Annotated in this window: 10 protein-coding genes and 4 tRNA genes; all 14 read left to right on the forward strand. The window is 63.9% G+C overall.

The genetic code is table 11. From position 1 onward, the window contains the following. Nucleotides 1-94 precede the first annotated feature (94 nt). The 14 genes from N7573_RS11360 (at nucleotide 95) to rpoB (ending at nucleotide 12,383) form a co-directional block, all read left to right on the forward strand. Nucleotides 95-1,114, forward strand: a complete 1,020-nt coding sequence (locus tag N7573_RS11360) for a cyanophycinase (protein ID WP_005408200.1) — start codon at nucleotides 95-97, stop codon at nucleotides 1,112-1,114. Between the two features lie 105 nt (nucleotides 1,115-1,219). Continuing rightward, nucleotides 1,220-2,236, forward strand: a complete 1,017-nt coding sequence (locus tag N7573_RS11365; RefSeq protein ID WP_005412336.1) for an isoaspartyl peptidase/L-asparaginase — start codon at nucleotides 1,220-1,222, stop codon at nucleotides 2,234-2,236. A 137-nt stretch (nucleotides 2,237-2,373) separates the two neighbouring features. Beyond that, nucleotides 2,374-2,459: transfer RNA gene (locus N7573_RS11370), tRNA-Tyr, on the forward strand. Between the two features lie 24 nt (nucleotides 2,460-2,483). After that, nucleotides 2,484-2,557 (forward strand) — tRNA-Gly (locus tag N7573_RS11375). 49 nt (nucleotides 2,558-2,606) lie between these two features. After that, nucleotides 2,607-2,682 (forward strand) — tRNA-Thr (locus N7573_RS11380). A 41-nt stretch (nucleotides 2,683-2,723) separates the two neighbouring features. Next, the gene (gene tuf / locus N7573_RS11385) at nucleotides 2,724-3,914 is read left to right on the forward strand and encodes an elongation factor Tu (RefSeq protein WP_049416993.1); all 1,191 of its coding nucleotides are present in this window, start codon (nucleotides 2,724-2,726) and stop codon (nucleotides 3,912-3,914) included. 103 nt (nucleotides 3,915-4,017) lie between these two features. Beyond that, a tRNA-Trp gene (locus N7573_RS11390) sits at nucleotides 4,018-4,093 on the forward strand. Nucleotides 4,094-4,142: 49 nt separating this feature from the next. Further along, nucleotides 4,143-4,556 carry a preprotein translocase subunit SecE gene (secE, locus tag N7573_RS11395; protein ID WP_005408202.1) on the forward strand — a complete coding sequence of 138 codons (414 nt, stop codon included), beginning with the start codon at nucleotides 4,143-4,145 and terminating at the stop codon, nucleotides 4,554-4,556. 10 nt (nucleotides 4,557-4,566) lie between these two features. Further along, nucleotides 4,567-5,127, forward strand: a complete 561-nt coding sequence (gene nusG, locus N7573_RS11400; protein WP_004154362.1) for a transcription termination/antitermination protein NusG — start codon at nucleotides 4,567-4,569, stop codon at nucleotides 5,125-5,127. Nucleotides 5,128-5,413: 286 nt separating this feature from the next. Beyond that, nucleotides 5,414-5,842 carry a 50S ribosomal protein L11 gene (gene rplK, locus N7573_RS11405; RefSeq protein WP_004145248.1) on the forward strand — a complete coding sequence of 143 codons (429 nt, stop codon included), beginning with the start codon at nucleotides 5,414-5,416 and terminating at the stop codon, nucleotides 5,840-5,842. Nucleotides 5,843-5,846: 4 nt separating this feature from the next. Further along, a complete protein-coding gene (gene rplA / locus N7573_RS11410) occupies nucleotides 5,847-6,545 on the forward strand; it encodes a 50S ribosomal protein L1 (protein ID WP_004154350.1) in 699 nt (232 codons plus the stop codon). Nucleotides 6,546-6,931: 386 nt separating this feature from the next. Continuing rightward, entirely contained in the window at nucleotides 6,932-7,468 is a 537-nt protein-coding gene (gene rplJ / locus N7573_RS11415) for a 50S ribosomal protein L10 (protein ID WP_010480377.1), read from the forward strand. A 63-nt stretch (nucleotides 7,469-7,531) separates the two neighbouring features. Beyond that, a complete protein-coding gene (gene rplL, locus N7573_RS11420) occupies nucleotides 7,532-7,900 on the forward strand; it encodes a 50S ribosomal protein L7/L12 (RefSeq protein ID WP_010480374.1) in 369 nt (122 codons plus the stop codon). A gap of 328 nt (nucleotides 7,901-8,228) precedes the next feature. Beyond that, entirely contained in the window at nucleotides 8,229-12,383 is a 4,155-nt protein-coding gene (gene rpoB, locus N7573_RS11425) for a DNA-directed RNA polymerase subunit beta (RefSeq protein WP_279943158.1), read from the forward strand. Nucleotides 12,384-12,447 lie beyond the last annotated feature (64 nt).

The raw sequence follows: 12,447 nt of genomic DNA on the forward strand, positions 1-12,447 counted from the left end.
GCATTTAACGCCTTTTTCATGTCCTTGACTACTGGGTCCCTATCTGGCAAAGAGTGGAAACGCTTGCAAGTCGATTTTGTTCAGGGAGATCAAGATGCGACGCCTCCATCGGACCCTGCGTGCCCCCTTCGCCTGGCTGGCGCTGCTGGTCTTGGCCGTGCCGTTGGTCGCCCTTGCGCAGGACCTGCAGGGCCCGGGCTTCGCCTACTACGAAGCCGGCGATCTCGACGCGCCCCGGCCCGGTCCGCGCGCACCGGCCATGATGCTGATGGGCGGTGGCGAATGGGTGCCGGAGGCCTTCCACTGGTGGCTGAAGCAGGCTGGTAATGGCCGCGTGCTGATCCTGCGCGCTTCTGGCAGTGATGAGCTGCAGGACCGCCTGTACCGCGAGATCGGCGGTACCACCGCAGTGCAGACGCTGGTCTTCGACAGCCGCCGCGGCGCCGACGATCCGGCCGTGCTGCGCGTGGTTGCCGCAGCTGATGCCATCTTCATTGCCGGTGGTGACCAGTCGCGCTACATCCGCTTCTGGAAGGGCACTGCGCTCAACCGCGCGCTGAACGCCCACGTGCGCGCTGGCAAGCCGATTGCCGGTACCAGTGCGGGGCTCGCCATCCTCGGTGGCTATGCCTACGGCGCGATGGACGGCGGCAGCATCACCTCTGCCGGTGCCCTGGCGGACCCGATGGGCAGCGCGGTGACCATGGACAGCGGCTTCCTGCAGATGCCCTACCTGCAGCGCGTGGTCACCGACACCCACTTCGACAAGCGCGACCGGCTCGGTCGCCTGATCGTGTTCGTGGCGCGCGCTGCCCAGGACAGTGGCGACCCCGACATCGTCGGCATCGGCGTCGACGAGGACACCGCCCTGTGCGTGGAGCCTGATGGCCAGGCGCAGGTCTACAGTGCTGACGGCGAGGGTAAGGTCTGGGTGGTCAGCCCCGGCCGCGATGCCGACCGCCTGGTCGAGGGCGAGCCGCTGCGCTTCCGGGCGGTGCCGGTAACGGTGGTCGCCAGCGGCAGCCGCATGCGCCTGGATGACGTCCAGGCCGAGGCCGACTACCAGGCCGTGGCCGACGTCAGCGATGGCGAGCTTGAGTTCACGCTTCGGTAGTGCCGGCCGCTCGCCGGCAACCCACCTTCCCTGGTACGCCCCTCGCCGGCCAGCGGCCGGCACTACCCTGCAATCCATTCCCCGTTACGGCTGGAGACGTATCCGATGAAACTGCGCCTGGCGCTGTCTATGCTGCTGTCCCTGCCCATGCTTGCCCAGGCCGCACCGGCCGCTTCACCGCTGCTGGTCATCCACGGCGGCGCCGGCGTCGAGCGCAAGGACCTGTCGCCGGCCGAGGAAAAGGCCGCACGTGACGCGCTGCGGGCGGCACTGCTGAAGGGTCATGCGGAACTGGCGGCGGGGCGCCCCGCGCTGGCCGCAGTCACCGCCGCGATCACCGTGCTGGAGGACGATCCCACCTTCAACGCCGGCAAGGGCGCAGTGTTCACCCACGACGGCCGCAACGAGCTGGATGCGGCGGTCATGGATGGCGCGAACCAGGCGGCGGGCGCGGTGGCGGGCGTTCAGCGGGTGCGCAACCCGATCCTGCTGGCGCAGACCGTGATGCAGAAATCCCGCCACGTGATGATGGTCGGGCAGGGCGCCGAAGCCTTCGCGGCCGAGCAGGGGATTCCTCTGGTCGATCCCTCCTACTTCCGTACAGAGAAGCGCTGGCAGCAGCTGCAGCGCGCGCTGAAGGAAGAGGCCAGCGGCCAGGCGCATGCCGACCTGGAGACTGCAAAGCACTTCGGTACCGTTGGTGCGGTCGCATTGGACGCGCAGGGGCATCTGGCCGCCGGCACCTCCACCGGGGGCATGACCAACAAGCGTTACGGCCGGGTCGGTGACTCGCCGATCATCGGTGCCGGCACCTGGGCCGACGCACGCTGCGCGGTGTCCGGCACCGGGTGGGGCGAGTACTACATCCGCACTGCGGCCGCGCACGAGATCTGCGCGCGCATGCGCTACCAGGGGCAGAGCCCGGAGCAGGCCGGCAAGGGCGTGATCAACGAGACGATTCCGCAGATGGGCGGCGACGGCGGTGCGATCGTGCTCGGCGCAGACGGAAAAATGGCCACGCCGTTCAACACCCAGGGCATGTATCGGGGCTGGATCGGCGGCGACGGCGTCCCTCATGTCGCAATTTTCGCCAACGAGACCCTGCCGGTTCCCGGGCAATAACCTTGCGTATCAATGGGTTTGCGACAGCGTGTGAAAAAAATGGAAAAAAGCGTTGACAGCCCCCCGTCCCATCAGCAGAATAAGCGGCTCACCACCACACACCGCAACGCTTCGGCGGCAACGGAATGGGGTGGTAAGGAGGGATACCCAAGCGGCCAACGGGGGCAGACTGTAAATCTGCTGGCTTACGCCTTCGGTGGTTCGAATCCACCTCCCTCCACCAGTTTCACGTTGTGACATTCCCGGCGCGGGAGTAGTTCAATGGTAGAACCTCAGCCTTCCAAGCTGATGGTGCGGGTTCGATTCCCGTCTCCCGCTCCATTGAATGAACTTTGAATATTATCGAGTTCATGTCATAATGCAAAACTCGGCTCACGTAGCTCAGTCGGTAGAGCACTTCCTTGGTAAGGAAGAGGTCGAAGGTTCGATTCCTTTCGTGAGCACCATCTTAAGCATCACCTCTCAGACGAATTCGAGATAAGCAGCCATGGCCAAGGGTAAGTTCGAGCGCACCAAGCCGCACGTCAACGTCGGCACCATCGGTCACGTCGACCACGGCAAGACCACGCTGACCGCCGCACTGACCAAGATCGGTGCCGAGCGCTTCGGTGGCGAGTTCAAGGACTACTCCTCGATCGACGCCGCTCCGGAAGAAAAGGCGCGTGGCATCACGATCTCGACCGCGCACGTCGAATACGAATCCCCGATCCGTCACTACGCCCACGTTGACTGCCCGGGCCACGCTGACTACGTCAAGAACATGATCACCGGTGCCGCCCAGATGGACGGCGCGATCCTGGTGTGCTCGGCCGCTGACGGCCCGATGCCGCAGACCCGTGAGCACATCCTGCTGTCGCGCCAGGTCGGCGTGCCGTACATCGTCGTGTTCCTGAACAAGGCCGACATGGTGGACGACGCCGAGCTGCTCGAGCTGGTCGAGATGGAAGTGCGCGAACTGCTGAGCAAGTACGAGTTCCCGGGCGACGACACCCCGATCATCGCCGGTTCGGCCCGTCTGGCGCTGGAAGGCGACCAGAGCGACATCGGCGTGCCGGCCATCCTGAAGCTGGTCGACGCGCTGGACAGCTGGATTCCGGAGCCGGAGCGTGCGATCGACAAGCCGTTCCTGATGCCGGTGGAAGACGTGTTCTCGATCTCGGGCCGCGGCACCGTGGTGACCGGTCGTATCGAGCGCGGCGTGATCAAGGTTGGCGACGAAATCGAAATCGTCGGCATCCGTCCGGTGCAGAAGACCACCGTGACCGGCGTTGAAATGTTCCGCAAGCTGCTGGACCAGGGTCAGGCAGGCGACAACGCTGGCCTGCTGCTGCGCGGCACCAAGCGTGACGACGTCGAGCGTGGCCAGGTGCTGGCCAAGCCGGGCACGATCAAGCCGCACACCAAGTTCGAAGGCGAAGTGTACGTTCTGTCGAAGGACGAGGGCGGCCGTCACACCCCGTTCTTCAACGGCTACCGTCCGCAGTTCTACTTCCGCACCACCGACATCACCGGCGCCGCCAAGCTGCCGGAAGGCGTCGAAATGGTGATGCCGGGTGACAACGTCAAGATGGAAGTCACCCTGATCAACCCGGTGGCCATGGACGAAGGTCTGCGCTTCGCCATCCGCGAAGGCGGCCGTACCGTCGGCGCTGGCGTGGTCTCGAAGATCATCGAGTAAGCCTGCAGTACCGGTGGTTGCATAGCGCCGCCGGTTACGCGAATGGCGGGCCGGGAACCTCGGTCCGCCTTCGCCGTCTAAGGGAAGGCAAGTTTCAACACGTACGCCAGTAGCTCAATTGGCAGAGCAGCGGTCTCCAAAACCGCAGGTTGGGGGTTCGAGTCCCTCCTGGCGTGCCATCTGCCCACCTTATCCAGCGGCCTGGGCCGCTAAAGCAGACACAGCCGGATGAATAGCAAGATCGAACACTCCAAGGACAACTCCGCCAACGGCGGGGATATCGTCAAGTACGTCGCCGCATCGCTGCTGGTGCTGGCCGGTCTGTTCGTCTGGTTCTGGTTCTCCGCCGACTCCGGTCGCGCCACCCAGCTGGGTGCGTGGGCGGGTCAGCTGCGTGCGTTGGCGGTCGTGGTCGGTCTGGTTGGCGGTATCGGCGTGTTCATGCTGACCGGCAAGGGGCGCGACACCCGCGAATTCCTCTCCGAGTCGCGCTTCGAACTGCGCAAGGTGGTCTGGCCGACGCGCCAGGAAGCCATCCGCATGACCTGGGTCGTGATGGTGGTGGTGACCATTCTCAGTCTGTTGCTGGGTGGGTTCGATTACGTCATTCAGTGGCTGGTTCAGTTGTTCCTGAGCCGCTAAGGAGAATTGCATGAAGCGTTGGTACGTCGTTCACGCCTATTCGGGCTTCGAGAAGTCGGTGGCGCAGGCTCTGCGCGATCGCATCGTCCGTGACGGCATGGAAGAGCGCTTCGGCGATGTCCTGGTCCCGACCGAAGAAGTGGTCGAGATGCGCGCTGGCCAGAAGCGCCGCTCCGAGCGCAAGTTCTTCCCGGGTTACGTGCTGGTCCAGATCGAGACCCACGAAGAAGCCGGTATTCCGCGCATCGACAACGAAAGCTGGCACCTGGTCAAGGAAACCCCGCGCGTGATGGGCTTCATCGGCGGCACCGCCGACCGTCCGCTGCCGATCGCCGATTCCGAGGCCGAAGCCATCCTGAATCGCGTTCAGGAAGGTGTCGAGAAGCCGCGTCCGAAGGTGCTGTTCGAGCCGGGCCAGATGGTCCGCGTTACCGACGGCCCGTTCAATGATTTCAATGGCGTCGTCGAAGAAGTCAACTACGAGAAGAGCCGTCTGCGCGTCTCGGTGCTGATCTTCGGTCGCGCCACTCCGGTCGAACTCGAGTTCGGCCAGGTCGAAAAGGCCGTCTGACCTGCCCGTAGAGTCGAGCTTGCTCGACTTTGCTGATCAGTCGAGCAAGCTCGACTCTGGGGAACCAGGAGCCGGGCCTTGCCCGGTTTCGTCCGTTTATGTGCCGCTTCAGGCATGTGAAGAAAAAACCTGTTATAGTGCGCGGCTCCCCGCTGGGAAGCCAGCAGGACGAGGCCGCCGCAAGGTGGCCTTCAGCATGATTTCAAAACGCGATGCCGGGACGCGTGATTCCCGGTCCGATGGGGAGCCTGTTGTCGAAAGGCGCTAGCACCCGGAGAGTACTCACATGGCAAAGAAAGTTGTCGGTTACATCAAGCTGCAGGTGAAGGCCGGTCAGGCCAACCCCTCGCCGCCGGTCGGTCCTGCGCTGGGTCAGCGCGGTCTGAACATCATGGAATTCTGCAAGGCGTTCAACGCTGCCACGCAGAAGCTCGAGCCGGGTCTGCCGGTTCCGGTGATCATCACGGCCTACTCGGACCGTACGTTCACCTTCATCACCAAGAGCACCCCGGCCACCACCCTGCTGAAGAAGGCCGCTGGCATCTCGTCGGGCTCCAAGCGCCCGAACACCGAGAAGGTCGGCAAGGTCACCCGTAAGCAGCTGGAAGAGATCGCCAAGGCGAAGGAACCGGATCTGACTGCCGCCGACCTGGACGCCGCCGTGCGTACCATCGCTGGCTCTGCCCGTTCCATGGGCCTCGTGGTGGAGGGTTAATAAGATGGCACAGACCAAGCGTGAGAAGGCCATCAAGGCCGCCGTCGTTCCGGGCAAGGCATACGCCTTCGAGGACGCGATCAACATCCTGAAGAGCGCCACCAAGGCCAAGTTCGTCGAGTCGATCGACGTCGCTGTGCGCCTGGGCGTCGATGCGAAGAAGTCCGACCAGCAGGTCCGTGGCTCCACCGTGCTGCCGGCCGGTACCGGCAAGTCGGTCCGCGTCGCCGTGTTCGCTCCGGCCGGTGCCAAGGCTGACGAAGCCCTGGCCGCTGGCGCCGAAGCCGTCGGTATGGATGATCTGGCCGAGAAGATGCAGGCCGGCGATCTGAACTACGACGTCGTCATCGCGACCCCGGACGCCATGCGCGTCGTCGGTAAGCTGGGCACCGTGCTGGGCCCGCGCGGCCTGATGCCGAACCCGAAGGTCGGCACCGTTTCCCCGAACCCGGGTGAAGCCGTGAAGAACGCCAAGTCGGGTCAGGTCCGTTACCGCACCGACAAGGCCGGCATCATCCACTGCACCATCGGCAAGGCCGACTTCGCCGAAGACGCGCTGAAGTCGAACCTGACCGCGCTGCTGCTGGACCTGATCAAGGCCAAGCCGGCCACCTCGAAGGGCACCTACCTGCAGAAGGTTTCGGTCAGCTCGACGATGGGCCCGGGCGTCACCGTCGACCAGTCGTCGCTGACCCTGAAGTAATTGTTTCAAGCGGTCACGGTACCTTCGGTGCCGTGACCGTGACATTTGAAGGCATCGCTGGCCGTACATCGCCCGCGGTAGCCGTCAAAGACCGCAGGCGCGGTCGTGGCAATACCGGCGACGGGCACGGAAGCTCGATCTGGCAAGGAGTCGCCGCCGGAGCAGTCATGAGCGCTTAATCGATTCCCCGGAATCACCCTGCGTAGATGGTGCCCTTCTGGAGTTTTTCTGGTTCACGCACGTCTGGGTTTCCCAGGTTGGCCCACTCCAGGTCTAGAACGGCCCACCCCCGGAACATCATCCCGATGTTCCCGGCGTCCAGGACGGATGCCGCACAGGACCGCACACGGCAGGAGCCGTAAGCGGAGTTCAATAGGAGGAGTGCAATGGCTCTCAATCTGTCCCAGAAGCAAGAAGTAGTCGCCGAGCTGGCAGACGTCGCCGCCAAGGCCCACTCCTTGATCGCAGCCGAATACGCTGGCACCACGGTCGCCCAGATGACCGCGATGCGCAAGCAGGCTCGTGAAACCGGTGTTTTCTTGAAGGTTGTCAAGAACACCCTGGCTTCGCGCGCCGTTGAAGGCACCGAGTTCGCAGTCGCCCAGGACCAGATGGTTGGTCCGCTGCTGTACGCGTTCTCGCTCGAGGAGCCCGGCGCTGCCGGTCGCCTGATCAAGGAAGCCGCCAAGGGCAACGACAAGCTGAAGGCTAAGGTCGTCGCCATCGGTGGCGAAGTGTTCCCGGCAAGCCACGTCGAAGTGCTGGCCTCGCTGCCGACCCGCGACCAGGCCCTGGCCATGCTGGCCCGCGTCCTGACCGAGCCGGTCACGATGTTTGCCCGCGCCATCAAGGCCGTTGGCGAGAAGCAGGGTGGTGGCGACGTCGCCGCCGACGCTGCCGAGCCGGCCGCCGAGACCGCCTGAGTTTCGACTTACCGTGGTTCCTGACGGAACCTCAACCCAGAAAATCATCCAAAGGTATTAATCATGTCCCTTACCAACGAACAGATCGTCGACGCCATCGCCGAGAAGTCCCTGATGGAAGTGATGGAGCTGGTCAAGGCCATCGAAGAGAAGTTCGGCGTCTCCGCCGCTGCTCCGGTTGCCGTGGCTGCTGCCGCTGGCCCGGCCGCTGCTGTTGAAGAGCAGACCGAGTTCACCGTCACCCTGAAGTCGGCCGGCGACAAGAAGGTCGAAGTCATCAAGGCCGTCCGCGCCATCACCGGCCTGGGCCTGAAGGAAGCGAAGGACCTGGCCGAAGCCGGTGGCGTCCTGAAGGAAGGCGCTTCGAAGGACGACGCCGAGAAGATGAAGAAGGACCTGGAAGCTGCTGGCGCGACTGTCGAAGTCAAGTAAGCAGTTACCTTGCATCGTCACCGATTCACGGCGATGCAGCCAAGGCTGGGGGCGTAAGCCCCCGGCCTTTGGTCGTTGTTGCAGTACCGGTAGGGTCGACTGTTGGTCGACTGTTTCAAAAGCAGAAAAAGCCCAACACGGGCTGCGGTCAGACCCCGGCAGGCCAGCGCAGAGCGCGGCAGCGGGGGAGTGGATGCAGACGAGTTGGCAGTTGGAAGTAGCGGGAGAAGGCGTGCTGGTGCCGGCAATACCAGCGACTTCCAACTGACAATTTCAAGTTCCCTTCGGATCGTGGGCGCACGATCCGCACAACAAGGTGGAAGACCTCATGACGTCCTATTCGTTCACCGAAAAAAAGCGTATCCGCAAGGATTTCGGCAAGCAGCGCTCGATTCTCGAAGTGCCGTTCCTGCTCGCCATCCAGGTGGATTCCTATCGTGAATTCCTGCAGGAAAACGTCGATCCGGCCAAGCGCACGGACCACGGCCTGCACGCTGCGCTGAAGTCGGTCTTCCCGATCGCCAGCTACAGCGGCAATGCTGCCCTGGAATACGTCGGCTACAAGCTGGGCGAACCGGTCTTCGACGAGCGTGAGTGCCGCCAGCGTGGCATGAGCTACGGCGCGCCGCTGCGCGTGACCGTGCGCCTGGTGATCTACGACCGTGAGTCGTCGACCAAGGCCATCAAGTACGTGAAGGAGCAGGAGGTCTATCTGGGCGAAATCCCGCTGATGACCGAGAACGGCACCTTCATCGTCAACGGCACCGAGCGCGTCATCGTCTCGCAGCTGCACCGTTCGCCGGGCGTGTTCTTCGACCACGACCGTGGCAAGACCCACAGCTCGGGCAAGCTGCTGTACAGCGCCCGCATCATTCCTTACCGCGGCTCCTGGCTGGACTTCGAGTTCGACCCGAAGGATGCGCTGTTCACCCGTATCGACCGTCGCCGCAAGCTGCCGGTGTCGATCCTGCTGCGCGCGCTCGGCTACAGCAACGAAGAGATGCTGGCCGAGTTCTTCGAGATCAACACCTTCCACATCAACCCGGATGAAGGCGTCCAGCTGGAGCTGGTGCCGGAGCGCCTGCGTGGCGAAACCCTGGGCTTCGACCTCGCCGACGGCGACAAGGTCATCGTGGAAGCCGGCAAGCGCATCACCGCGCGTCACATCAAGCAGCTGGAAGCCTCGGGCATCGCCGCCCTGGCCGTGCCGGACGACTACATCGTCGGCCGCATCCTGTCGCACGACGTGGTCGATGCTTCGACCGGCGAACTGCTGGCCCAGGCCAATGACGAGATCACCGACGAGCAGCTGCAGGCCTTCCGCAAGGCCGGTGTGGATGCCGTGGGCACCCTGTGGGTGAACGATCTGGATCGTGGCCCGTACCTGTCCAACACCCTGCGCATCGACCCGACCAAGACCCAGCTGGAAGCCCTGGTCGAGATCTACCGCATGATGCGTCCGGGCGAGCCGCCGACCAAGGATGCCGCGCAGAACCTGTTCCACAACCTGTTCTTCACCTTCGAGCGCTACGACCTGTCCGCGGTCGGCCGCATGAAGTTCAACCGTCGCGTGGGCCGCAAGGAAACCACCGGCGAAGCCGTGCTGTACGACCGCAAGTACTACGGTGAGCGCAACGACGAAGAGTCCAAGCGCCTGGTTGCCGCCCATGGCGACAGCTCCGACATCCTGGACGTGATCAAGGTCCTGACCGAGATCCGCAACGGTCGCGGCGTGGTCGATGACATCGATCACCTGGGCAACCGTCGCGTGCGTTCGGTCGGCGAAATGGCCGAGAACGTGTTCCGCGTGGGCCTGGTCCGCGTCGAGCGCGCGGTCAAGGAGCGCCTGTCGATGGCCGAGTCGGAAGGCCTGACCCCGCAGGAGCTGATCAACGCCAAGCCGGTTGCCGCTGCCATCAAGGAGTTCTTCGGCTCCTCGCAGCTGTCGCAGTTCATGGACCAGAACAACCCGCTGTCGGAAGTGACCCACAAGCGTCGCGTCTCGGCCCTGGGCCCGGGCGGCCTGACCCGTGAGCGCGCCGGCTTCGAAGTGCGCGACGTGCACCCGACCCATTACGGCCGCGTCTGCACCATCGAAACCCCGGAAGGCCCGAACATCGGCCTGATCAATTCGCTGGCCGTGTACGCCCGCACCAACCAGTATGGTTTCCTCGAGACTCCGTACCGCAAGGTCGTGGACGGCAAGGTCTATGACGAAGTCGAGTTCCTGTCGGCGATCGAAGAAAACGAGTACGTCATTGCGCAGGCCAACGCGCTGACCGACGCCAAGGGCACCCTGACCGAGCAGTTCGTTCCGTGCCGCTTCCAGGGCGAATCGCTGCTGAAGCCGCCGGCGGAAGTCCACTTCATGGACGTCTCGCCGATGCAGACCGTGTCGATCGCGGCCGCGCTGGTTCCGTTCCTGGAGCACGATGACGCCAACCGCGCACTGATGGGCGCCAACATGCAGCGTCAGGCGGTGCCGACCCTGCGTGCGCAGAAGCCGCTGGTCGGTACCGGCATCGAGCGCGCCGTGGCGCGTGACTCCGGTGTGACCGTGAACGCCCGCCGTGGTGGCGAGATCGTGCAGATCGACGCGGCCCGCATCGTGGTCAAGGTCAACGAGGAAGAGATCGTTGGCGCTACCGATGCAGGCGTGGACATCTACAACCTGGTCAAGTACACCCGTTCGAACCAGAACACCTGCATCAACCAGCGTCCGCTGGTCCAGGTGGGTGACGTCATCGCCCGCGGCGACGTGCTGGCCGACGGTCCGTCCACCGACATCGGCGAACTGGCCCTGGGCCAGAACATGCTGATCGCGTTCATGCCGTGGAACGGCTACAACTTCGAAGACTCCATCCTGCTCTCCGAGCGCGTGGTGGAAGAGGATCGTTACACCACGATCCACATCGAAGAGCTGACCTGCGTCGCGCGTGACACCAAGCTGGGGCCGGAGGAAATCTCCGCCGACATCCCGAACGTCTCCGAGCAGGCGCTGAACCGCCTGGACGAGAGCGGCGTGGTGTACATCGGTGCGGAAGTCCGCGCCGGCGACATCATGGTCGGCAAGGTCACCCCGAAGGGCGAAAGCCAGCTGACCCCGGAAGAAAAGCTGCTGCGCGCGATCTTCGGCGAGAAGGCTTCGGACGTGAAGGACAGCTCGCTGCGCGTTCCGCCGGGCATGGACGGCACCGTCATCGACGTGCAGGTCTTCACCCGCGACGGCATCGAGAAGGACAAGCGCGCCCGCCAGATCGAAGAGTCTGAAATCAAGCGCGTCAAGAAGGACTTCGACGACCAGTTCCGCATCCTGGAAGCCGCCATCTACATGCGTCTGCGTTCGCAGATCGTGGGCAAGGTGGTCAACGGTGGCGCTGGCCTGAAGAAGGGCGACGTCATCAGCGACGCGTTCCTGGACGGCCTGAAGAAGGCTGACTGGTTCGCCCTGCGCATGAAGGACGAGGACGCTTCGGAAGCCATCGAGCGCGCCCAGAAGCAGATCCAGGCGCACGAGAAGGAATTCGAGCGTCGCTTCGCCGACAAGCGCGGCAAGATCACCGCCGGTGACGACCTCGCCCCGGGCGTGCTGAAGATGGTCAAGGTGTTCCTGGCCGTGAAGCGCCGCATCCAGCCGGGCGACAAGATGGCAGGCCGCCACGGCAACAAGGGTGTGGTCTCCAACGTGGTGCCGGTCGAGGACATGCCGTACATGGCCTCGGGCGAAACCGTGGACATCGTGCTGAACCCGCTGGGCGTGCCGTCGCGTATGAACATCGGCCAGATCCTGGAAGTGCATCTGGGCTGGGCTGCCAAGGGCCTGGGCCGCAAGATCCAGGCGATGATGGAAGCCCAGGCGGCGGTTGCCGACCTGCGCAAGTTCCTGGACGACATCTACAACCACGACGACACCAACGTGGCCAACCGTGTCGACCTGTCGCAGTTCAGCGACGAGGAACTGCTGCGTCTGGCCCGTAACCTCACCGACGGCGTGCCGATGGCCACCCCGGTGTTCGACGGCGCCACCGAAGCGGAAATCAAGCGCATGCTGGAACTGGCCGACCTGCCGAGCAGTGGCCAGACCCAGCTGTACGACGGCCGCACCGGTGAAGCGTTCGATCGCCACACCACCGTGGGTTACATGCACTACCTGAAGCTGAACCACCTGGTCGACGACAAGATGCACGCTCGTTCGACCGGTCCGTACTCGCTCGTCACCCAGCAGCCGCTGGGCGGCAAGGCGCAGTTCGGCGGCCAGCGCTTCGGTGAAATGGAAGTCTGGGCGCTGGAAGCCTACGGCGCGGCCTACACCCTGCAGGAAATGCTGACGGTGAAGTCCGATGACGTGCAGGGCCGCAACCAGATGTACAAGAACATCGTCGACGGTGAGCACGAGATGGTCGCGGGCATGCCGGAATCCTTCAACGTGCTCGTGAAGGAAATCCGCTCGCTGGCCATCAACATGGAACTGGAAGACAACTGATCCATGCCGGCGCTGCGGCCTCTGCCGCCGCGCCGCTGGCAGTCAACTGAAAGCCCATCGACAC

Origin of the sequence: Stenotrophomonas sp. GD04054, from assembly GCF_029836955.1 — a bacterium.
Classification (GTDB): Bacteria; Pseudomonadota; Gammaproteobacteria; order Xanthomonadales; family Xanthomonadaceae; genus Stenotrophomonas; species Stenotrophomonas maltophilia_A.

Excerpts from the sequence above, each read along its gene's own strand:
- N7573_RS11360 (WP_005408200.1), top strand. The coding sequence starts at position 95 with ATGCGACGCCTCCATCGGACCCTGCGTGCCCCCTTCGCCTGGCTGGCG.
- N7573_RS11365 (WP_005412336.1), top strand. The coding sequence starts at position 1,220 with ATGAAACTGCGCCTGGCGCTGTCTATGCTGCTGTCCCTGCCCATGCTT.
- tuf (WP_049416993.1), top strand. The coding sequence starts at position 2,724 with ATGGCCAAGGGTAAGTTCGAGCGCACCAAGCCGCACGTCAACGTCGGC.
- secE (WP_005408202.1), top strand. The coding sequence starts at position 4,143 with ATGAATAGCAAGATCGAACACTCCAAGGACAACTCCGCCAACGGCGGG.
- nusG (WP_004154362.1), top strand. The coding sequence starts at position 4,567 with ATGAAGCGTTGGTACGTCGTTCACGCCTATTCGGGCTTCGAGAAGTCG.
- rplK (WP_004145248.1), top strand. The coding sequence starts at position 5,414 with ATGGCAAAGAAAGTTGTCGGTTACATCAAGCTGCAGGTGAAGGCCGGT.
- rplA (WP_004154350.1), top strand. The coding sequence starts at position 5,847 with ATGGCACAGACCAAGCGTGAGAAGGCCATCAAGGCCGCCGTCGTTCCG.
- rplJ (WP_010480377.1), top strand. The coding sequence starts at position 6,932 with ATGGCTCTCAATCTGTCCCAGAAGCAAGAAGTAGTCGCCGAGCTGGCA.
- rplL (WP_010480374.1), top strand. The coding sequence starts at position 7,532 with ATGTCCCTTACCAACGAACAGATCGTCGACGCCATCGCCGAGAAGTCC.
- rpoB (WP_279943158.1), top strand. The coding sequence starts at position 8,229 with ATGACGTCCTATTCGTTCACCGAAAAAAAGCGTATCCGCAAGGATTTC.